General features: G+C 69.5%; 20 protein-coding genes. 9 read left to right on the forward strand and 11 right to left on the reverse strand.

All coding sequences use genetic code 11. The annotated features are described in order from the left end of the window. Window positions 1-107: 107 nt before the first annotated feature. The 6 genes from A605_RS10700 to A605_RS10725 all read right to left on the reverse strand — a co-directional run bounded on the left by A605_RS10700 (window position 108) and on the right by A605_RS10725 (window position 6579). On the reverse strand, window positions 108-1142 hold the full coding sequence (locus tag A605_RS10700; RefSeq protein WP_015401530.1) for a zinc-binding dehydrogenase: 1035 nt from the start codon (window positions 1140-1142) through the stop codon (window positions 108-110). Continuing rightward, window positions 1139-1804, reverse strand: a complete 666-nt coding sequence (locus tag A605_RS10705) for an HAD-IA family hydrolase (protein ID WP_015401531.1) — start codon at window positions 1802-1804, stop codon at window positions 1139-1141. The genes A605_RS10700 and A605_RS10705 overlap by 4 nt, the downstream gene beginning before the upstream one ends. Before the next feature lie 20 nt (window positions 1805-1824). Then, complete coding sequence (gene phnE / locus A605_RS10710; protein ID WP_015401532.1) at window positions 1825-3498, reverse strand: phosphonate ABC transporter, permease protein PhnE; 1674 nt, start codon at window positions 3496-3498, stop codon at window positions 1825-1827. Continuing rightward, window positions 3498-4337 carry a phosphonate ABC transporter ATP-binding protein gene (gene phnC / locus A605_RS10715; RefSeq protein ID WP_015401533.1) on the reverse strand — a complete coding sequence of 280 codons (840 nt, stop codon included), beginning with the start codon at window positions 4335-4337 and terminating at the stop codon, window positions 3498-3500. The genes phnE and phnC overlap by 1 nt, the downstream gene beginning before the upstream one ends. Before the next feature lie 12 nt (window positions 4338-4349). Further along, window positions 4350-5282: a phosphate/phosphite/phosphonate ABC transporter substrate-binding protein gene (locus A605_RS10720; RefSeq protein ID WP_015401534.1), complete on the reverse strand. Its 933-nt coding sequence runs from the start codon at window positions 5280-5282 to the stop codon at window positions 4350-4352. Window positions 5283-5460: 178 nt separating this feature from the next. Next, window positions 5461-6579 (reverse strand): TIGR03364 family FAD-dependent oxidoreductase, encoded by a 1119-nt coding sequence (locus A605_RS10725; protein WP_015401535.1) that lies wholly within the window; start codon window positions 6577-6579, stop codon window positions 5461-5463. 205 nt (window positions 6580-6784) lie between these two features. Here A605_RS10725 and A605_RS10730 point away from each other — a divergent pair, with 205 nt between their 5' ends. The 6 genes from A605_RS10730 (at window position 6785) to A605_RS10755 (ending at window position 13350) form a co-directional block, all read left to right on the forward strand. Next, window positions 6785-7558, forward strand: a complete 774-nt coding sequence (locus A605_RS10730) for a GntR family transcriptional regulator (RefSeq protein WP_015401536.1) — start codon at window positions 6785-6787, stop codon at window positions 7556-7558. 73 nt (window positions 7559-7631) lie between these two features. After that, on the forward strand, window positions 7632-8387 hold the full coding sequence (locus A605_RS10735) for a GntR family transcriptional regulator (RefSeq protein WP_015401537.1): 756 nt from the start codon (window positions 7632-7634) through the stop codon (window positions 8385-8387). Window positions 8388-8613: 226 nt separating this feature from the next. Continuing rightward, entirely contained in the window at window positions 8614-10122 is a 1509-nt protein-coding gene (locus A605_RS10740) for an ABC transporter substrate-binding protein (protein WP_015401538.1), read from the forward strand. Then, entirely contained in the window at window positions 10122-11069 is a 948-nt protein-coding gene (locus A605_RS10745) for an ABC transporter permease (protein WP_027004291.1), read from the forward strand. Before A605_RS10740 ends, A605_RS10745 begins: the two co-directional genes overlap by 1 nt. Continuing rightward, the gene (locus A605_RS10750) at window positions 11066-11890 is read left to right on the forward strand and encodes an ABC transporter permease (protein ID WP_015401540.1); all 825 of its coding nucleotides are present in this window, start codon (window positions 11066-11068) and stop codon (window positions 11888-11890) included. Before A605_RS10745 ends, A605_RS10750 begins: the two co-directional genes overlap by 4 nt. 20 nt (window positions 11891-11910) lie before the next feature. Then, a complete protein-coding gene (locus tag A605_RS10755; protein WP_042440479.1) occupies window positions 11911-13350 on the forward strand; it encodes an ATP-binding cassette domain-containing protein in 1440 nt (479 codons plus the stop codon). A gap of 429 nt (window positions 13351-13779) precedes the next feature. On the opposite strand, the gene A605_RS10760 is transcribed toward A605_RS10755, so the two are convergent. Continuing rightward, window positions 13780-14052, reverse strand: coding sequence for a type II toxin-antitoxin system Phd/YefM family antitoxin (locus A605_RS10760; protein ID WP_149029427.1), 273 nt, complete (start codon window positions 14050-14052; stop codon window positions 13780-13782). 74 nt (window positions 14053-14126) lie between these two features. Here A605_RS10760 and A605_RS15085 point away from each other — a divergent pair, with 74 nt between their 5' ends. Then, the gene (locus tag A605_RS15085) at window positions 14127-14396 is read left to right on the forward strand and encodes a type II toxin-antitoxin system RelE family toxin (RefSeq protein ID WP_015401543.1); all 270 of its coding nucleotides are present in this window, start codon (window positions 14127-14129) and stop codon (window positions 14394-14396) included. 96 nt (window positions 14397-14492) lie between these two features. Here the strand turns inward: A605_RS15085 and A605_RS15090 are convergent, their stop codons facing one another. Genes A605_RS15090 through A605_RS14835 form a run of 4 tightly spaced genes read right to left on the reverse strand, consistent with a single transcriptional unit; the run spans window position 14493 to window position 16926 of the window. Then, the gene (locus A605_RS15090; RefSeq protein WP_341872419.1) at window positions 14493-14717 is read right to left on the reverse strand and encodes a helix-turn-helix domain-containing protein; all 225 of its coding nucleotides are present in this window, start codon (window positions 14715-14717) and stop codon (window positions 14493-14495) included. A 10-nt stretch (window positions 14718-14727) separates the two neighbouring features. Next, window positions 14728-15270 carry an RNA 2',3'-cyclic phosphodiesterase gene (gene thpR, locus A605_RS10765; protein ID WP_027004290.1) on the reverse strand — a complete coding sequence of 181 codons (543 nt, stop codon included), beginning with the start codon at window positions 15268-15270 and terminating at the stop codon, window positions 14728-14730. After that, on the reverse strand, window positions 15270-16427 hold the full coding sequence (locus A605_RS10770; protein ID WP_015401545.1) for a hypothetical protein: 1158 nt from the start codon (window positions 16425-16427) through the stop codon (window positions 15270-15272). The genes thpR and A605_RS10770 overlap by 1 nt, the downstream gene beginning before the upstream one ends. After that, window positions 16414-16926, reverse strand: a complete 513-nt coding sequence (locus A605_RS14835; protein ID WP_015401546.1) for a hypothetical protein — start codon at window positions 16924-16926, stop codon at window positions 16414-16416. The genes A605_RS10770 and A605_RS14835 overlap by 14 nt, the downstream gene beginning before the upstream one ends. A gap of 210 nt (window positions 16927-17136) precedes the next feature. Between A605_RS14835 and A605_RS10780 the strand changes: the two genes are divergently transcribed. Both A605_RS10780 and A605_RS10785 read left to right on the forward strand, forming a co-directional pair. Further along, window positions 17137-18156, forward strand: coding sequence for a LacI family DNA-binding transcriptional regulator (locus A605_RS10780; RefSeq protein ID WP_015401547.1), 1020 nt, complete (start codon window positions 17137-17139; stop codon window positions 18154-18156). Continuing rightward, on the forward strand, window positions 18153-19706 hold the full coding sequence (locus tag A605_RS10785; protein ID WP_015401548.1) for a sugar ABC transporter ATP-binding protein: 1554 nt from the start codon (window positions 18153-18155) through the stop codon (window positions 19704-19706). Before A605_RS10780 ends, A605_RS10785 begins: the two co-directional genes overlap by 4 nt. Window positions 19707-19754: the final 48 nt, after the last annotated feature.

A 19754-nucleotide genomic window follows, 5' to 3' on the forward strand; every position in this document is an offset into this window, starting at 1 on the left:
GCGTCCGTCATCCCGCCCCCGTGTTAGTTTTTGCGAACAACCTCAGGGTCCGTGCAGCCCGCCCTCCGTTCGGGGACGTTCAGGACCGGCGATGCACCCCGGAAACGTCAGCGGTTCGATTCCCCGGAGACCCGCTGAATCTCGACCACGGTCCGTAACGTCCCGTCAGGGTACGCGAACTGCGCCGGTAGCTGCTCCAGGGTGACCGGACCGCCGAAGATCCGGTCCGTCGGGAGGCGGTGCCCCTCTGCGGCGAGGAAATCCACCGCCTCGATCAGGTGCCTCGGCTCATAGTTGTGTACGCCCGTGATCGTGCGCCAGCCACGCACCACCCACTCCGGGTCGATCACGACCTCGGGACCGGGAGTAACGGACCCCGCGAGCACAGCGGTCCCGCCGATGTCGAGGGATGCAAGGCACGCGTCCACCCCGGCCGCCACCCCGGACAACTCGAAGGCGACGTCGACCAGGTGGGTGCCTCCCGGGGCGATGGTCTCATCGGCGACACCGGCGGCCAGTTCCCGGCTGCGGGGCGCCGGATCGCAGGCGATCACGTGGGCGGCGCCCCGCGCCCTGGCGGCGATAACAGCGATGGTTCCGAGCATGCCGATGCCGTTGACGAGCACCCGGCGGCCGGTGAGGTCCCCGGCCGCCTCGAGCACGGCCATGACAGTGGCCGCTGCGCAGCCGGCCGTCGAGGCGAGCGCATCGGGCACGCTATCCGGTACGGGCGCCACGGTCTGCCCCGCCCGTAGGTGGAGGTGGGTGGCATAGGTGCCCGACAGTGGCCACGGTCCATCGAGCGGTTCGTGGCCGACCTTCTCCACAGACGAGCACTTGGCGGTCAGGCCACGGGCACAGTTGGCGCAAGTGCCGCAGGTGGTGGTCACGCTGGACACCACCCGCTGCCCCACCGTCAGATCATCCCGGCGGGTCTCGGTGACGACTCCGATCCCCTCGTGACCGAGGATGGACGGGCAGGCGGCTGAACGTCGGCCGGCGACGGTGTGTCGGTCGGAGCCGCAGATGGTGGCGGTGGTCAGCCGGATCATCGCCTCACCAGCGGCGAGCTCGGGGAGGGGGATCTCCCGGCACTCGAAGTCCGGCCCGCCGGTCCAGATCTGGGCGGTCGCGGTGGTCACTTGGCCTCCAGCACGAGGTGGTCCGGCAGGTCGGCGGCGGAGTCGAGGACGAGGTCGGCGTCGAGCTCTTCGAAGTCCTCCCGGCTCAGGTGGCCGGTGAGCACGCCGACGGAGGTGACGCCGGCGCGCCGGGCGGAGACGACGTCGGCCTCGGTGTCTCCGCAGCTGATGACCTCGGCCGGGTCGCTGATTCCGGCCTCGGACATCACCCGGAAGATCATGTCCGGCTCAGGCCGACCGGCCGCGACCTCGTCCCCGGCGGCGGAGTACCCGATGTCCCAGCCGAGGGCGTCGATGATCAGGTCGGCGATCTCGCGGGAGAAGCCGGTGGTCAGCGCCACCGTGATGCCCCGGTCGCGGAGGGCGTCGAGGGCTTCCGGCACACCGTCCAGGGCAACCGGGGGGTTCTCCGTGTAGGTGCGGCGCAGCTCTGCGCGGAACCACTGCCAGGCCTGCTCCACGCGGTCGTCGGTGGCGTCGATGCCGCCGATCTCGAGCAGCCGGCGGATGGCCCATTTCTTCTCGGTGCCCATGTGGTGGCGGAACTGTTCGTCGGTGTAGCGGGCGCCCTCCCGCTCCGTGGCCTCGCGCAGCACGCGGTAGACCTCGTCGCGGTCGTCGACGGTGGTGTGGGCCATGTCGAACACGGCGAGACGGATCATGGTGGGGTGCTCCTTTCCGGTCATCGGACGACCCTGCGCAGCCACATGGACAGTGCCTCGACGAGGAGGACGACTGCGACCATGAGGATGAGGATCATCGTGACGACGTCGAATTGATTGATGCGGGAGGCGTTGAGCAGCTGGAAGCCGATGCCGCCCGCGCCGACGACCCCGAGCAGGGTCGCCGAGCGGATGTTGGTGTCCAGCAGGTACATGGTGTGGGCCACGAAGGCGGGTGCGGCCTGCCGCAGCGTGGCGGCGAAGAAGATCTGCGGTCCCGTGGCGCCGGCGGTGCGGATCGACTCCTGGACGTTGATGTCGGTCTCCTCGAGGGAGTCCGCGATCAGCTTGGACAGCAGGCCGACGGCGCCGAGGGACAGCGCCAGGGTGCCGGCGACGCCGCCGAGTCCGGAGATGACCACGAAGATGATCGCCAGGATCAGCTCCGGGATGCCGCGGATGACCACGATGACGACGCGGAAGAACTGCTGGACGTACCGGTTGGCCACCACGTTCCGGGCGGCGAACACGCCGATGGGGATGGCCAGGACCGCGCCGATGAAGGTGGCGGCCAGGGCGATCTGGACGGTGACCAGCAGTTCCTCGAGCAGCAGCGGGAGCATCCCGTCCGCCGAGGGCGGGAAGAACAGCGCGAGGGTCTCCGGCAGGTTCAGCAGCCCCCGGAGGAACTGGCCCAGGGAGATGTCCACCCACCACAGGGCGAAGACCGTGAACGCGACGATCAGCGCGACCGAGCCGAAACGCCGGGCACGTTCCCTGGTCCATGGCGGGGTGAGGCGGAGATCGCCGCCACCGGTTGTCCGGTTGCGGTTGAACATCCGGTCGGCCCAGGTGCCGCCGGTGACCTTACCGCCGGCCGAGCGCATGAGCGCGGCGCGCACCGCGCCGGAGATCATCTCGATGACGATGCACAGGACCAGGACGATCAGGGCCAGCGCCATGCCGCGCTGGTAGTCCAGCACGCGCAGGGAGTCCGCGATCGCCAGGCCGAGGCCGCCGACGCCGACGTAGCCGAGCAGGACCGAGGTCCGCAGGTTGATGTCGAAGCGGTGCAGCGCGGTGGCGATGATCTGCGGCATGAGCCGCTGCGGGACGGCCGTCCAGATCTGCTGGCGGCGGGTGCCGCCGGTGGACTCCACGGCCTCGCGGGGGCCGTCGTCAAGCTCCTCGATGGCGTCGGCGTAGAGCTTGGCGACCATGCCGACGGAGTGGATGCCCATGGCGAGGATGCCGCCCATGGCGCCCAGCCCGAACATGCGGAGGAAGACGATGGCGAGCACCAGGTCCGGCAGGGCGCGCGCCAGGACGATCAGCGTGCGCGCAGTGCCCCGGGAGAACCGGCCGCGGCTGGTCGCGGAGGCGGCGGCCAGCGACAGCGGGACGGACAGGATGACCGAGAGCAGGGTGGCCAGGAACACGATCGACAGGGTCTCGACGATGAGCTCGACCGTCTCCCCGAGGGAGGGGAAGTCGAGGGGGAACATGCGGCCGATGAAGCTGACCGCATTGTCCACCGAGCGGGCGAGGGTGGCGACGTCGATGCCGACGGCGCCCACGGACCAGGCGCCGGCGACGGCGAGGGCGAGCAGGACGACACCCGCGGCGGCGGTGGAGACCGGGGGTTTCGGCCGGGCCGGGAGCTCCGGTGCGGGCGGGACGGTGGGGGCGGTCATCAGTACACCTCGACACCACGGGCGGGGACCTGGGGCGCGGTCTCGCCCAGGCCGTCCAGACCGGAGACGCTGGAGTAGATCCGGGAGGCCTCCTCGGCGGTCAGGCCGTCGGTGTTCTGGTCGAGCACGACCTGTCCGCCGCACAGGCCGATGATGCGGTCGGCGAAGTCGATCGCCAGTTGCACCTGGTGGAGGGAGGCGATGACCGTCAGATTGTCCTCGGCCGAGATCCGGCACAGCAGGTCGATCACGTCGCGGGAGGAGACGGGGTCCAGGGAGGCCACCGGCTCGTCGGCCAGCAGGATCCTCGGGTGCTGCATCAGCGCCCGGGCGATGGCCACGCGCTGCTGCTGACCACCCGAGAGCGTGTCCGCCCGCTGATGGGCGCGGTCGGCCAGGCCGACGCGGTCGAGGTTCTCGAGGGCCTCCCGGCGCACGGACTTCGGGTACATCATCAGCGAGATGCGCGGGCCCTTCAGGGAGCCGAGGCGGCCGGTGCACACGTTCTCGAGGACGGACATGGGGCCGACGAGGTTGAAGGACTGGAAGATCACGCCGATGTCCCGGCGCAGTTCGCGCAGTTCCCGCGCCCGGATGCTGTCGAGGTCCCGCCCGAGTACGCGGACGGTGCCCGAGGTCGGGGTGTGCAGGCCGTTGATGTGGCGCAGCAACGTGGACTTGCCGGAGCCGGACAGCCCGAGCAGCACGGTGATGCCGCCGCTGCGGAAGCCGACCTTGACGTCGTCGAGGCCGAGGACCCCGCCGCCGAAGTCCTTGGTGACGTGGGACAGCTGGACGGCGTACAGGTCGTCGATTTCCTGCTGGAGCTTCTGATTCATGGTGTGTTTCCCTTAACCGACGTTCTGGCAGGCGTCGGCGTCGGTGACCGCGCAGACGTCGCGGATGGCGTCGAAGTCGGAGTCGTCGACCGGCAGGAAGCCGTACTCGATCTCCTCGGGCAGGGTGCAGTCCTCCCCGGAGGAGCAGATGCCGGCCTCGACGAGCGCCGGCACGTTGGCCTGCTCCTCCAGGATGGTGGCGATCCGGTCGGCCAGCTCAGGCTCGAGGGAGCCGCGGTTGACGGTGATCGGGTCCTCGGTGATCGGGTCGGACTCCCAGACGGGGACCAGGGAACCCGGCGTCACCTGGCCGGACTCCTCGAGGGTCTGCAGCATGGTGTCGTGGGCGAAGGCGGCGTCGCAGTTGCCGGCGTCCAGGGAGAGCAGGGAGGCGTCGTGCCCGCCCGCGAGGATCTCGGTCAGGTCGGTGTCCATGTCGATGCCGGAGTCCATCAGGCCCTTCATGGGGATGAGGTAGCCGGAGGTGGAGGCGGCGTCGACGAAGCAGACGTTCCTGCCCCGGAGATCCTCGAGGCTGTCGATGTCGGAGCCCTCGCGGACGTAGGCCAGGGAGGTGTAGGCGGGGGCGACCTCCGGGTCGTTGGTCGGGGAGGCGACGGCCTCCATGTCGATGCCGGAGTCCTTGCCGATGACATAGGCGAAGGGACCGAAGGAGGCGACGTCGATCTGACCGGCGCGCATGCCCTCGATGACGGCGGCGTAGTCGGAGGCGTTCTGGAACTCGACCGCCTGGCCGGTCTCCTGCTCCAGGAGTTCGGTGATGTTCTCGAAGGAGGTCTCCAGGGTGGCGGCGGACTCCGACGGCACGGCGGCGAAGGTGATCGGCTTGGCGGCCTCGGAGGAACCGCAGGCGGCGAGGAGGGAGGCGGCGGCAACGGCGGTGCCGATGCCGGTGGCCCCGCGGAGGACGGACTGGAGGGACATTGCGTCGACCTTTCGAAGACAAGTTGGTGGGGGTTCGGGCGGGAAAAGGGGGTTCACTGCGCCCGTCTCCGCCAGGTACGGAACTTATTTTCAGCGGCGGGACCAAACTTGTCTAGCTGAGTTGAAAGAGTTCATGTACAAGTAACCCCACCATCATTCGGGGGCCACCTCCCCGCCATTAAAAGCCCGGAATTTCCCCGCCGTTAAGAATGAGTTCGGCAATCCCGAAGGACAGCGTCATGCCGATCCCCGACGTCACGACGGCCACCGTGGTGCGCGTATCCGGCCGCTCCAGCACCAGGTTGGTCTCCGGCGAATCGGAGTAGCGCCCCAGCCACCGCTGACGCACGACCGGCCGGTCGATGCCCAACAGGGCGGTGGCCCTGTCCAGCAGGAGTTCGGCGATCCCCTCGTCCAGGAAGGGCTCGGGGGTGGCCGAGTAGGCGTGGGAGTCGCCGACGAGCAGCCCGCCCGGAATGCCGGTGGCCATGAGGTTGGCCACGCAGTCGACCAACTCCGGTTCCCGCTCCGCCAGCTCCGCGCGCAGGGCCGGCACCGACGGCATGGCGGCGAAACCGTCGTATCTGGCCAGGGAGGTGCCGGTGAGCATGCCGAGGTCCCGGCGCACCCGCTCGGGACGGTCGATCAGCGCCATGACCAGGGTGCAGACCCGGACCCCGTGGCGCTCCGCGAGCTCCGGGAAGAGCCCGGCCAGACCGTACCCCGGACAGACGACGACCTGCCCGGCCGCGAACTCCCCGCGGGTGGTGGCCACCTTCCCGTCACCCACGTCCGTGACCCGGGTGTTCCAGGTGAACCGCACCCCCTGCCGCGCCAGCCACGCGGCGAGCACCGGCGCCACCTCCCGGGGATCGACGCGCATGTCACGGGGCAGGTGCGCGCCGCCGACGGCGGGCAGGTCGGGGTTACCGATCGCACCGGCGACCCCGCGGCCGTCGAGAAGCGTGACCTCACCCTCACGGTGCTCCGAGAATTCCCGGAGAACCTGCAGCTCAAGCTCGGTCATGGCCGGGACGTGGGTGCCGGATTCCGCGGCCCAGAAGCCGGCGGCCTGGGCGGCACGCAGCCAACCCGCGCGGGAGTCACGGACGACACCTTGGACGATGTCGGCCTGCCCCGTGAAGCAGGCGTGCCCGAAGTTCTGGATCGAGGAACCGACGGGCCGGTCAGAGCTGTCGATGACGTGGACGGTGCGGCCCTGCTCGTGGGCCAGGAAAGCGGTGGCGAGCCCGAGAATGCCGGACCCGACGACGATGAGATCAGAGGAATTTTCCATACGGACATCATGCGCTCCCGGACCGGTATTATCTCTCCCGTCTAGACAAGTTAACCGAAAATTCATGTTTTTCCGGACAAGTGAGGTCGTTTTCTCCCGGATTCCCCCACCGAAACCCGAAAAGCGGGTTAGGATGCTCAACAAGAACGTCACCACTTGTTCGGGCAGTGAAGAATCTGTCCAGTTAAGTTCCGGAGGTTTCCAGGTGTCCCAGGTGTCCGAGGCCCGTCTTCAGCAGTACGAGGAGATCGCCGCCCATCTCCGCGCCGCGATCCGCGACGGCGAGTACGCCCCGGGGGAGCCGCTGCCGAGCGAGGCGGAACTGTGCCGCCGCTTCGAGACCGCCCGAGGCACCGTCCGCCAGGCCATGGCCACCCTGCGCAACGAGGGGCTCATCTCCTCCGGGCAGGGCCGACGCTCCCGGGTGCTCGACACCGTCCCCTCCCAGTCCTTCGACGGGGTCATCTCCTTCACCCAGTGGTGCGTCAGTTCCGGCATCACGCCCGGCCAGCAGACCCAGTGGGTCACCCGCCGCCCCGCCGACGCCGGCCTGGCCGCCGCCCTCGACATCCCCGACCGGGCCCCGGTGGTCTCGGTGTTCCGGCTGCGCCTCATGGACGGGACACCGGCGATGGTCGAGCGGCTGAACTACCCGCTCGAGGCCGGGCAGCACATCCTCAGCTTCGACCCGGACTCCGGCTCGATCTACCAGCGCCTGCTCGACTCGGGCGTCGACATCGACCACGCGACCCGCACCATCGACGCCGTGGGCGCCACCGCCGAGGACGCCGCCCTGCTCGAGGTCCCGGAGGGCACTCCCCTGCTCCGGGTGCGCCGCCGCGCCTTCACCGGCGAGGGCACACCCGTCGAGTCCTCCGATGACCGGTACCTGCCCGACAAGGCGAGCTTCACCCTCAACTCCATCCGGGGCAACAACCCGTCCTCGGTGTCGATGATCCACGGGGAGATGGCACGCTAGACCAGCACGGGCCGGGCCGGCGGCTGGGTAGGATCACTGCCGTCCCCAGATCCCCTGCCCCCGGAAGTGACCCGTGAACCCCACCCGCCCGCTGCAGCAGCACGAGGAGATCGCCGCGTGGCTGCGCGACGCCATCGGAACACGGGAGTTCTCCCCCGGTGACCCGCTGCCCTCCGAGGCCGAGCTGTGCCGGCGGTTCAACTCCTCCCGTGGGCCGGTGCGTCAGGCCATGGCCACCCTGCGCTCGGAGGGGCTGATCTCCTCCGGGCGCGGCCGGCGATCCACGGTGCTGGAGACCACCCCGACCGAGACCTTCGAGGCCACCATCTCCGCCACCACCGCCTTCCAACGGCTGGGTGCGATCCCGGGACAGGAGACCCGGTGGGTGGCCCGCCGCCCGGCCCCCGCGGATGTCGCGGCGGCCCTCGGGGTGGCCGAGGGCGGGCCGATCGTCTCCGTGCACCGCCTGCGGCTCGCCGACGCCGTGCCCGTGCTCGTTGAGCGGCAGAACTACCCGCTGGAGATCGGACGCCACCTGCTGGACTTCGACCCCGACGCCGGCTCCGTGCACCGCCGCCTGCTGGACGCCGGCGTCGACTACGACAACCTGGCCCGTTCCTTCGACGCGATTCCCGCCGACGCCGACGACGCCGAGCTGCTGGACATCGCACCGGGGACTCCCCTGCTGCGCCTGACGCTGCGCGCGTTCACCCGCGCCGGTGAGCCAGTGGAGTTCTCCGACTACCGCTACCGCAGCGATCTGGTCACCCTGGGCGTGAACACCGTGCGCGGCAATCCCTCACCGTTGTGGATGGAAATCCGGCGGTGACCGGCCGCCGGTAGGCGGTCCGCCACCCCCGAACGGGAATCGGGGATAAGGCACGCCGCGTCCCCGTCGGTGCACCTGGCAATACAAGTTGCCCCGGGTTTGCGGGCGCAGGACGGATGATCCCCACGGTTCGCGCCGAAGCCCGCCGAGTTGTGCACACAACTTCGACCATTACTCCTGCTCCGGCCATTTTTGCGCGCCAAACCGCCGGGGATAACCTGCACCCATGCATTCAAGAAGGTGGTCGGCGTCACTGCTGGCGGTCATCAGCCTGGTCGGCCTCGTGCTCGCCTCCTGCTCCGCGGGCTCCACCGCGACGCAGATCGGGCGGGTGGCCGGGGCGTCGATAGTCGTCGGCACCACCGGGGTGCCCGCCTCCCTGGACTTCACCGCCACGGGCGGGGCGGCGATCCCGCAGGCGTTGATGTCGAATGTCTACGAGGGGCTGGTGCGCATCGACCAGGACGGCGGGATCCGGCCCCAGCTCGCGGAGTCCTGGGAGGTCTCCGACGGCCGCACCCGCTACACCTTCGACCTGCGCGAGGACGTGACCTTCTCCAACGGTGACCCCTTCAACGCCGAATCCGCGAAATTCTCCATCGAGTACGTGCAGAACGAGTGGACCAACGGCCTGAAGTCCCAGATGGACGTCGTCGAGGACGTCGAGGTGCTCGACGAGCACGTCCTGCAGGTCACCCTGTCGCGCCCCAGCAACAACTGGCTGTGGTCGATGGGCACGCTGACCGGCGCGATGATGACGCCGTCCGGTATTCCGACGCTGGCCACCGAACCGGTCGGCACGGGACCGTACGTGCTCGACCGCTTCGCCGTCGGCGAGTCCATCTCCTTCGACGTCCGCGAGGACTACTGGGGAACCCCCGCGCACCAGGACGCCGCGATCCGCTACTTCTCCGACGCCGTCTCCGCCGTCAACGCGCTGCGCTCCGGCGACATCGACCTGGTGTGGGCCATGCAGGCGCCCGAGCTGCTGGACACCCTGCCCGAGGAGTACGAGGTGGAGGTGGGCACCACCAACGGCGAGGTGATCTTCTCCATGAACAACGACGCCGCGCCGTTCGACGACGTCCGCGTGCGGCAGGCCGTGGCCCACGCCGTCGACCGCACGGCCGTCAACGAGGTGGTCTGGGAGGGCCTGGCCACCGACACCGGCGGCGCACCGGTGCCCCCGACCGACCCCTGGTTCACGGGCCACAACTACTACCCCCACGACCCGGGGCGGGCGCGGGAGCTGCTGGCCGAGGCCGGCTACGGCGAGGGGAACCGGCCGGAGGTGACCATCTCCGTGCCCAGCCTGCCCTACGCGCAGAACATCTCCGAACTGGTGTACTCGCAGCTGAGCGAGGTCGGCTTCGACGTCGAGCTGACCACCGTCGAGTTCCCCGCCGTGTGGCTCGCCGAGGTCATGGGCGCGCATGACTACCAGATGTCGATCATCGCCCACGTCGAACCCCGCGACATCCCCACCCTGTTCGGCGACGCGGACGGCTACCTCGGTTTCGACGACGCGGGCGTGCGCGAACAGTTGCTGGCCGCCGACACCGGCGAAGACCAGGTCCGGCACATGCGCGCGGCCGTCGACGGCATCATGGCGGAGGCCGGCGCGCTGACCCTGTTCAACTCACCGAATATCGTGGTGCTCTCCCCCGGCGTGGAGGGCGTGAACCCGAACGTGGTCACCGACGCCCTCCAGCTGTCGGAGATGGAGAAGGCATGATTCTCCGCGTCATCGCGCGCCTCGCGCTGAGATTCCTCGTCTCCCTGCTGCTGGCCTCCGCCGTCATCTTCCTGCTGCTGCGCGCCATCCCCGGCGACCCCGCACGGGTGGCCCTCGGGGTGACCGCCACCGAGGAGGCCGTCGCCGAGCTCTCGGCCCAGCTGGGCACCGACCGCCCGCTGATCACCCAGTACCTGGAGTGGGTGGGCGGACTGCTCACCGGCGACTTCGGCCTGTCCCTGGCCAGCCGCCAGGATCTCACCCCGCTGATCGTCGACCGGGCGCAGGTCTCCCTGATCCTGATCGGGGTGTCGATGGTGCTGTCCCTGCTCATCGCCGTGCCCATGGGCATGTGGGCCGCGCGGCGCTCGCGGCGGCTCGACGGCTCACTGATCACCGCCGCCTCGCAGATCGGCATCGCCATCCCCTCGTTTCTGGCCGGCGTGCTGCTGGTGACGGTGTTCTCCGTGCAACTGGGCTGGCTGCCCGCCAACGGCTGGATCCCGCCGAACGTGGATGCCGGCGGTTTCCTGCAACGGCTCATCCTGCCCGTGATCGCCCTGACCGCGGTGCAGGCGGCGATCCTGACCCGCTACGTGCGCTCCGCGATCCTCGAGGTGATGGACCAGGACTTCATGCGCACGGCCCGGGCCTCCGGGGCGTCGGTCGCCCAGGCGCTGCGCCGCCACGGCCTGCGCAACGCCGCCCTACCCGTGCTCACCGTCACCGGCCTGCAGCTGACTACCCTGGTCGTGGGGGCCGTCGTCATCGAACGCGTCTTCCTCATCCCCGGACTCGGCACGATGCTGCTGGACTCGGTGGCCAACCGCGACCTGACCGCCGTGCAGACCATCGTCATGCTGCTGGTCGTGTTCACGCTGACCGTCAACTTCCTCGTCGACCTGGCCTACCGGCTCATCGACCCGCGGATCAGGAGGAGCGCATGACCAACCTGAAACGCCTGCCCGTCTCCGGGTGGATCGGCGCGGCCATCGTCGCACTCGTCGTCCTCACCGCGCTGATCTCCCTGGCGTGGACCCCCTACAACCCGGTCCACGCCGTGCCCGCCGACCGGCTGCTCGGCTCCACGCCCGAGCACCTGATGGGCACCGACCGCTACGGCCGGGACGTGTTCTCCCGCATCCTGGCCGGCTCGCGGATCACGCTGTTCGTCGGCCTGGTCGCCGTGGGCATCTCCCTGGTGGTCGGCGTGCCGCTGGGCATCTGGGCGGGCATGCGCCGCGGCTGGACCGAGACGCTGATCATGCGCGGGTCCGACATCATGCTGGCCTTCCCGGCGCTGCTGCTGGCGATCGTCGCCGGGGCGGTCTTCGGGCCGTCGACACTGACGGCGATGATCGCCATCGGTATCGCCGGTATCCCCGGTTTCGCCCGGGTGGCCCGCGCCGGGACCCTGCAGGTGATGACGCAGGACTACATCGCCTCCGCGAAGGTGTCGAAGGTGCCGGGGCTGGTGGTCGCGTGGCGCCACGTGCTGCCCAATATCGGCGCGGTGGTCATCGTCCAGGCGTCCGTGGCGTTCGCCCTGGCCATCCTCGCCGAGGCGGCCCTGAGCTTTCTGGGCCTGGGCACCGCCCCGCCCGACCCGTCCTGGGGCCGGATGCTCCAGTCCGCGCAGGCCTCGCTGGGCACCGCCCCGCAGCTGGCGTTCTGGCCCGGCCTGGCGATCGCCGTGACCGTGCTCGGATTCAACCTGCTGGGCGACGGACTGCGCGACGCCCTCGACCCGCGAAGGAGGCAGCGGTGACTGTCCTGGAGATAACCGACCTGCACGTCAGCCGCCGCGGGCTCCCGGGTCGTTCCGGGCGTGACGCCGCCGGGCTGGTGCGCGGCATCTCGCTGACGATCGGCCGCGGCGAACGCGTCGGGCTGATCGGCCAGTCCGGCTCCGGCAAGTCCCTGACGGCCCTGGCGGTCATGGGCCTGCTGCCCGGCACGCTGACCGCGCGGGGCTCGGTGGCGTTGAACGGCACGGAGATCATCGGCCTCGACGACCGCCGCATGCGCCCGTTGCGCGGTAGGGCGGTGTCCATGGTCTTCCAGGAGCCGATGACCGCGCTCGACCCGCTGATGACCGTCGGGAAACAGGTCGCCGAGGTCGCCGGGCGGGCGGACGTGGCCGACCTGTTCTCCGACGTCGCCCTGCCGCCGGAGAAGATGTCGGCCTACCCGCACGAGCTCTCCGGCGGACAGCGCCAGCGCGTGCTCATCGCCATGGCCCTGGCCAACAACCCCGACCTGCTGATCTGCGACGAACCGACCACCGCCCTGGACGTGACGGTCCAGGACCAGATCCTCACGCTGCTGTCCCGGCTCGTCGAGGAGCGCGGCGTCGCCCTGCTGTTCATCACCCACGACCTCGGAGTGATCTCCCGGATGTGCGAGCGCGTCCACGTCATGCACGACGGCGTGATCCTCGAATCCGGCGACACTCCCTCGGTGCTGGAGGCGCCCCGGCACGAGTATACCGCCGGTCTCGTCGCGGCCTCCCGCCCCGGCGCGCCCGCGGCCGTCCGGGAAGTCGGGGGGCCGGTGCTGCGGCTCGAGGGAGTGACCCGCGAGTTCGGTGGGCTGCGCGCACTCGACGATGTCTCGCTGACCGTCCGCCGCGGCGAGCGCCTGGGCATCGTCGGCGGTTCCGGCTCCGGCAAGACCACCCTGCTGCGCCAGTTTGCCGGTCTCGATGCCCCCGATTCCGGCACGGTGACCGTGGACGACGGGGTGCAGGTGGTCTTCCAGGACCCGATGAGCTCGCTGAACCCGCGGCTGCGGGTGGACAGGTCCGTGGCCGAGGGGATGCCGCGCCCCGACCGGCACCGGGTGCGCGAGGTGCTCGCCGAGGTCGGGCTCCCGGCGGACGCGGCCGGCCGCTACCCGCACGAGTTCTCCGGGGGCCAGCGCCAGCGCATCTCGATCGCCCGGGCCCTCGCCGGTAAACCGGCGGTGCTGCTCGCCGATGAGGCCGTCTCCGCCCTCGACGTCTCCGTGCGCGCCCAGGTGCTCGAGCTGCTCGACAAGCTCGTCGACGAGTACGGGCTGACCCTGGTGTTCATCTCCCACGACCTGTCCGTGGTCCGGCAGGTGTGCACCACCGTCGCGGTGATGCACGAGGGCAGGATCGTCGAGCACGGCCCCACCGAGGACGTGTGGCGCGATCCGCAGCACGAGTACACGAAGTCCCTGCTGGCGGCCATCCCGGTGCTGTAGGGGCGGGTGGGCTTGGAGGGGGAGTCCTCCTGTCTCTCCCCATCCCAAAAGGGGGCGGTACGCACGTGTACCGATGCGGGGTCCCTTTTGCGCCGCTCGCGCGCCAACCGACGCCCGTGCTGTCGTTTTCAGAAGTCGTCTGGGACTGGCCGGTGTGGACGATGGCGGCGACAGACCGGCGAGGAACTGGGCGAACAACCATCCGTGGGCGTTGTTTCATTCGCCATCGTCGAGAGGCGGGCTGGACGGCATCCTCCAGGCCCTCTGGAAGGATACTCGGGCGCTCTAAGAATGCTGCTCAATCTGCCACTTCCCGCGCCTGGAGGGTCCATGGGGCCGGGAAGGCAGGGTCCCAGCGGTTTGCAGCTGGGGCCGGCTGTCCGGCCCGGAGGCGCCAGAACATGCCCTTGACAGGGGTGAGGGGGCTCGTCAGAGATCCTTGCCGGCGAGAAAATCATCCAGAGAGATACGCTCCCCGTCATCCTCGCGGCGGGCCTCCCGCAATGCTTCGAGATCGGCTCGACGTTCCAGCTCATCCAACAGGGCCAGATCCTCCACGGAGACAATCGCTGCGACCTTCTTGCCATGACGGGTCACAGCCGTGCGCTGACCCGCGAAAGTGGCCCGGTTGACGATCTCACCGAGCTCCTTGCGCAACTCCCCCAGGGAGACCGCGGACAGGTTGTTCATTGCAGTGGCCATGACTTCATCATGTCAGGAAAAGCAACAAAACACAACATTTAGTACAAACATTCATATGGTACGTTTTGTTCATTATGACGGCGGTATATCAGATCGACCTCACCAGGCGGGCAGCTCGGGACCTACGCAAGATCCAGCGCGGTGACCCAAAGCTCTATGGGCAGATCATCCACGCTATCCAGGCTCTGTCCACTGACCCGTACCCGGATGGGCATGTCGACCTGGGAGGCCGAGAAGGCTACCGTATCCGGGTACGTGACCACCGGATCTTGTACTCGGTAGAAGATCATCGACTGATCGTGGAAGTCGCCCGAGTCGGGCCCCGCGGCGATGTCTACAAATAGTCGCGCAGCCCTAAAGCAGGTATCGCGTACCCCTGCTCCCGGGGGCCTGAGCCACCGACAACCGCACCTCCCCGCAAGCTATGCACATGGGGAGGATTAATCGCCCTTCGATAGTGCCCGGTAGAGGGTGGCCCTGCTGACGCCGAGGTCTTTGGCGATGGCGACCGTGGATTTGCCGGCGTCGGCCCGCCGACGGGCCTCTGCAACTTTCTCCGGACTGAGAGCACGTTTGCGACCTGTGTACTCGCCGGCCTTTTTCGCCAGGGCAATCCCCTGGGCCTGGCGAACAGGACCGGGTGGGCTGTCGCCTCCGGTCACCACACGGCCCGGACTACCCCAGCAACCGGATCTCCGACACGGTCTCGTACCGCGGCCCGCCGGAACGCCCCGCCCCGAGGTGGGACTGCACCAGTTCAATCCGGTCGCAGGTGAACTGCGGGCCGTCGTAGACGGCCAGGGCGTGCACGAGGTCGTCGAGCAGCCACCGGTCGCGGGTGCGGCTGCCGGTGCGGGCCACGGTCAGGTGCGCCCGCTGGCGCTGCCGCTCCCCCGGGTCGAGCAGGCACTCGGCCATCAGGTGGCGCAGCTGGGTGGTGTCCCCGTCCACGCCGATCCACAGGGTGCGCTGATTGAAGGAACCGGCCCCGCGCAGCCCCAGTTCCAGGGGCCCGTAGCCGGCCGCGACGGCGGCGAGGTGGCGTTCCAGATCGGCAGGATCGTTGGGCTGGTCGCCGTAGAAGGCCAGGGTCAGGTGCCAGCTGTCGGGGTCGGTCCAGCGCAGCTCCTGGCCGGTGCGCTCCCGGATGGGGCGCAGCGCGGCCACCAGGTGCTCCCGGGCCTCGTCGGAGGGCGTGAACGCCGCAAACAGACGCATCATGTCGGATCAATCCTCCTCGCCAGTGTGTTCAGTCCCTTGGCCACACCCCGCCGGCCCGCCCGGCCGATCGCCCCGGCGCGCCCGCGGTAGTGGTGGACGGCGTCGCGCACCCTCGCCGAGTCGGCCAGCTCCCAGCGCTCCGCCTGGGCCTGGCGGTGACTGAGGAACTCCTCGACGTCCGCCGCCAGCTGCGCGCGGTGGGCGTCGAGTGAGCGGCGGGTCAGCACGTCCCAGCCCTCGGCCGGACGGAGGACGGCGACGTCGTTGAGGATGCGGCGTAGCTCGACGGCGAGCTGGGTGTCCAACACGAGGTTCTCGTCGAGGATGCGGCGGATGCTGGCCACAGTCTGCTCGACGGCCCCGGGTTCCCGGTCGTGCACGCGCTCCAGGCGCAGCCGCTGGTAGAGGGCGAGGGTCTCCTCGGCGGTGACGAGCAGTTTGAGCAGATCCCCCATGCGCCCGGTGCCCACCATCCGCCGCAGCGCCTTCGCCCGCGCCCGCGGGGAGGCGTCCACGGTCAGGGTGGACAGCTGGCCCAGAAGGTGGCGGCGCAGCTTCTCGGTGCCCACCTCCAGTCCCGGGCCGAGCCCGGCGATAGCCTCCCAGTCGGTCGTCGTCAGGCGGTGGCCGTCGGCGAGGTCGCCGACCATGCGGACCAGGATGCGGTGGCGGCCGTAGACGTCGCCGAGCTGCTCGGCGTCGGCGGCGCGCAGCAGCTCCTCGACGCCCTCGCGCACCTCGTCGAGGGACTCGCGGATTTCCCCCAGGGCGGAGCTGACGGCCGTGACGGCGGCCTGGACGACGAGCAGCTGCGGGTTGAGCCTCGTCAGGCCGGCCAGCTGCGCGGGGCTCAGCAGCGTGCTGGAGGTGTACCGGCCGTCCGCGCCGCGGGTGAGCAGGCGGATCTCCCCGGACGAGGACGCGGAGCGCCGCCGCAGGAACGACGTCGCCACCTCGGTGGCGGCGGGCAGCAGCTCCCCGGCGAGCTCGCGCGTGCGGGCGTCGGGGTTCCCTGAGCGGATGGCCCGACCGGCGCCGCTGTTTCCGGCGGAGGCCTCCCACTCGTCGAGCTGCGAGGCCGTGCCGATGGCGAGGATGCCGTCGGCGCCCTCCACCAGGATCAGGTCGGCGGGTTCGTGGTCAGCGTGGGACATATTGGACGTCAAAGCTTCCGGTGCGGTCGAAGATGAGGAGGACGGTCTCCCCCGCCCCCACCCCGAGGTCCTCAAGGAAGCGGCGGATGGAGCCGATGCGCGCATCCTCCTGGCCCAGGTGGATCGCCTGCGGGCCGAGACGGGAGTGGAGACTGCGGTGGCACAGGCGCGGGACCTTGAGCAGGGCGGCCACCGCGCGCGGGACGGTCACGGCGGCGTCAGCGAGCATCTCGGTGGTGACGGTGAGCGCCATCGAGTAGATGCCCGTCCCCGGGTCCTCGGCGCGCAGGGACGGTTCGGACTGCACGAACCAGGTGGCCGGGGTGGGCTCGGTGACCCGCCGGACCTCACCGTCGACGACCTCGAAATCCCCGGATTCGGCCACGGTGCGCAGCGCGGGCCCGGAGAACGGGCTGGTGCCCAAAAGCTCCTGCAGGTCGGTGCGCCCGGCGTCGACCTGTTCGGCCAGCCAGTCCGGGAGCAGCGGAGGGGTGTCCATGGCATCCGACGCTACCCGCTGCCCGGGTTTGGCGGGACGGACTTCTCATCGTGAATCGGGTTGCCTCCCCCACCGCGGGAGATGACGTGGCCCCAGGCACCTAAGAAATCTGCAGTGATGCGGGGCACTTGACAGTGTGCGGGGCATCACCTTAGTTTTACTTCAATCCTACTTTGCAATCGATTGCATAAACCCCGACCCGAGGTATCCGTGAATTTCCCGATCCCCACCCTCAAGGACGTGGCCGCCGCCGCTGGGGTGTCCGTGTCCACGGCCTCCCGCGCGCTGGCCGGCAACCCCGTGATCTCCCAGGAGACCCGGGACCGGGTGCAGCAGCGCGCCATCGATCTGAACTACCGCCCCAACGCGCAGGCCCGGGCGTTGCGCAGCTCCCGCACCAATATCATCGGGGTGGCGATTCCCAGCCTGGTCAACCCGTTTTTTGCGGAGATGGCCGCCGCCATCCAGCTCGAGGCCACCTCCCAGGGGTTCTCCACCATTATCTCGAGCACCTCCGAGGACCCCGCCCAACTCAGCGACTCCCTCGAGGTCCTCGCCGACCTGCGGGTCGACGGCATCCTCGCCGTCCCCTACCGCGGTACGGAGAAAGTGCTCACGGAGCTACAGGAGTCGGGCCTGCCGGTGGTCCTGGTCGACCGCGAGCTGCCCGGCACCGACCTGGTCACCGTCGCCTCCGACCCTGGGCCGAGTCTGAAGGCGGCGGTCGCCCACCTCGCGAAACTCGGCCACCTGCCGGTCGGCTACCTCTCCGGCCCCATGAACACCTCGACGGGGAGCAGGCGCCTGGCGGCCTTCCTCACCGCCTGCCGAGAGCTGGGGTTGCCGGAGCAGCCGGTCTACCGCGGCGGCTACGACCGTGAGGAGGGTTACCGCGGCACGGGTCAGCTCATCGACGGCGGGGTGAGGTCGATCATCGCCGGCGACACGATGATGTCCATCGGCGCCCTCGAGGCCTGCCACGCCCGGGGCGTGGCCATCGGCCGCGATCTGGCGCTGATCGGCTACGACGACCATCCCGTGCTGCGCCTGCAGGCCTGCCCGGTCTCGGTCATCGACCAACAGGTCGCCGAGCTGGGACGAACCGCGTTCCACCTGCTCTTCGAGCTGATCGCCGGTGCATCACCGCCTGCTTCCGTCCACACCCCCAGCACCTTGATCATCCGGCCCTCATCCAACTTCACTTCCCCCGCAAAGGAGGCTACGTCGTGAGCGACACGATCCTGGAGCTCGACAAAGTCTCGAAGTCCTTCGGCCCCGTCAATGTCATCAAACAGGTCAGTGTCTCCATCCGCCCGGGCAAGGTCCAGGCCCTGCTCGGCGAGAACGGTGCCGGCAAATCCACCCTGATCAAGATGATGTCCGGCGTCCACCAGCCGGACGGAGGCCGCATCCTCGTCGACGGCAGGGAAACTGTCCTGCCCAACACCAAGGCCGCCGAAGCATTGGGCATCGCCACCATCCACCAGGAACTCAACCTGGTGCCCTCCATGTCGGTGGCCGAGAACGTGCTGCTCGGCCGGACTCCCCGCAGATTCGGCCTGGTCAACTATCCGAGACTGCGTCGCGACGCCCGCGCCGCCCTTGAGGTCATCGGCGTCGACGTCGACCTCGACACCCCCGTCGGGGAGCTGGGCATCGCCCGCCAGCAGCTCGTCGAGATCGCCAAAGCGCTGTCCATGGACGCCCGGATGCTCATTCTCGACGAGCCCACCGCCGCCCTGACCGGACATGAGATCGACCAGCTCTTCCGCGTGGTCGACGACCTCAAGGCCAAGGGGGTGGGCATGGTGTTCATCTCCCATCACCTCGACGAGATCGCCCGGATCGCCGACAGCGTCTCGGTGCTGCGCGACGGCGAGTTCGTCGCCGAGGTCCCGGCGGACACAGAAGAGGACGAGCTCGTCCGGCTCATGGTCGGCCGCGACATCGACAACCAGTTCCCGCGCCAGACCCCGCGGATCGGCGAGCCGATCCTCGAGGTCGACACCCTGTCCTCCCACGGGAAATTCGAGGATGTCAGCTTCACGGTCCGGGCCGGGGAGGTCGTGGGGCTGGCCGGGCTCGTCGGCGCGGGGCGCACCGAGGTGGTCCGCGCCCTCGCCGGAGCCGACGCGATCGATTCCGGCGCGGTGCGCGTCGACGGCAGGCCGCTCCCCCTGCGCAATATCGCGGAGGCAATCCGGCGCGGTATCGGCCATGTGCCGGAGAGTCGCAAGTCCCAGGGCCTGGTCCTCGACGGTTCGGTGGGCGAGAACCTCGGCCTGGCCACCCTGCGTTCGACCTCACGGCTGGGCCTGGCCGACCGGGCGGGGCAACGCCGCCGGGCCGGTGAGGTGGCCGAGAAGCTGCGCATCCGGATGGCCGATCTCGACCAGCCCATCCGCAACCTCTCGGGCGGCAATCAGCAGAAGGCGGTGTTCGGCCGCTGGGTCCTGGCGGGCTCGAAGGTCCTGCTGCTGGATGAACCAACCCGCGGCGTCGATGTCGGCGCGAAGGTCGAAATCTACAACATCATCAACGAGATCACCGCCGCAGGTGGCGCGGTGCTCATGGTCTCCAGCGAACTACCCGAGGTCCTCGGAATGTCCGATCGCATCCTCGTGATGTCGGGTGGACGACTCGCCGGGGAACTGCCCCGCACCGCCACCCAGGACGAGGTGATGGCGCTCGCCGTCTCCCACGTCGACGACTCGCTCACCGAGAACGCCATCGGCCACCTCGAGCATGACACCTCCCGTTCAGACAAGGAAACCCCATGACCACCGCGACAAAAGCGACGCAAACGAAGCAAGGCGCGAACGGCCACA

The sequence above is a fragment of the Corynebacterium halotolerans YIM 70093 = DSM 44683 genome, from assembly GCF_000341345.1.
Lineage (GTDB): Bacteria > Actinomycetota > Actinomycetes > Mycobacteriales > Mycobacteriaceae > Corynebacterium > Corynebacterium halotolerans.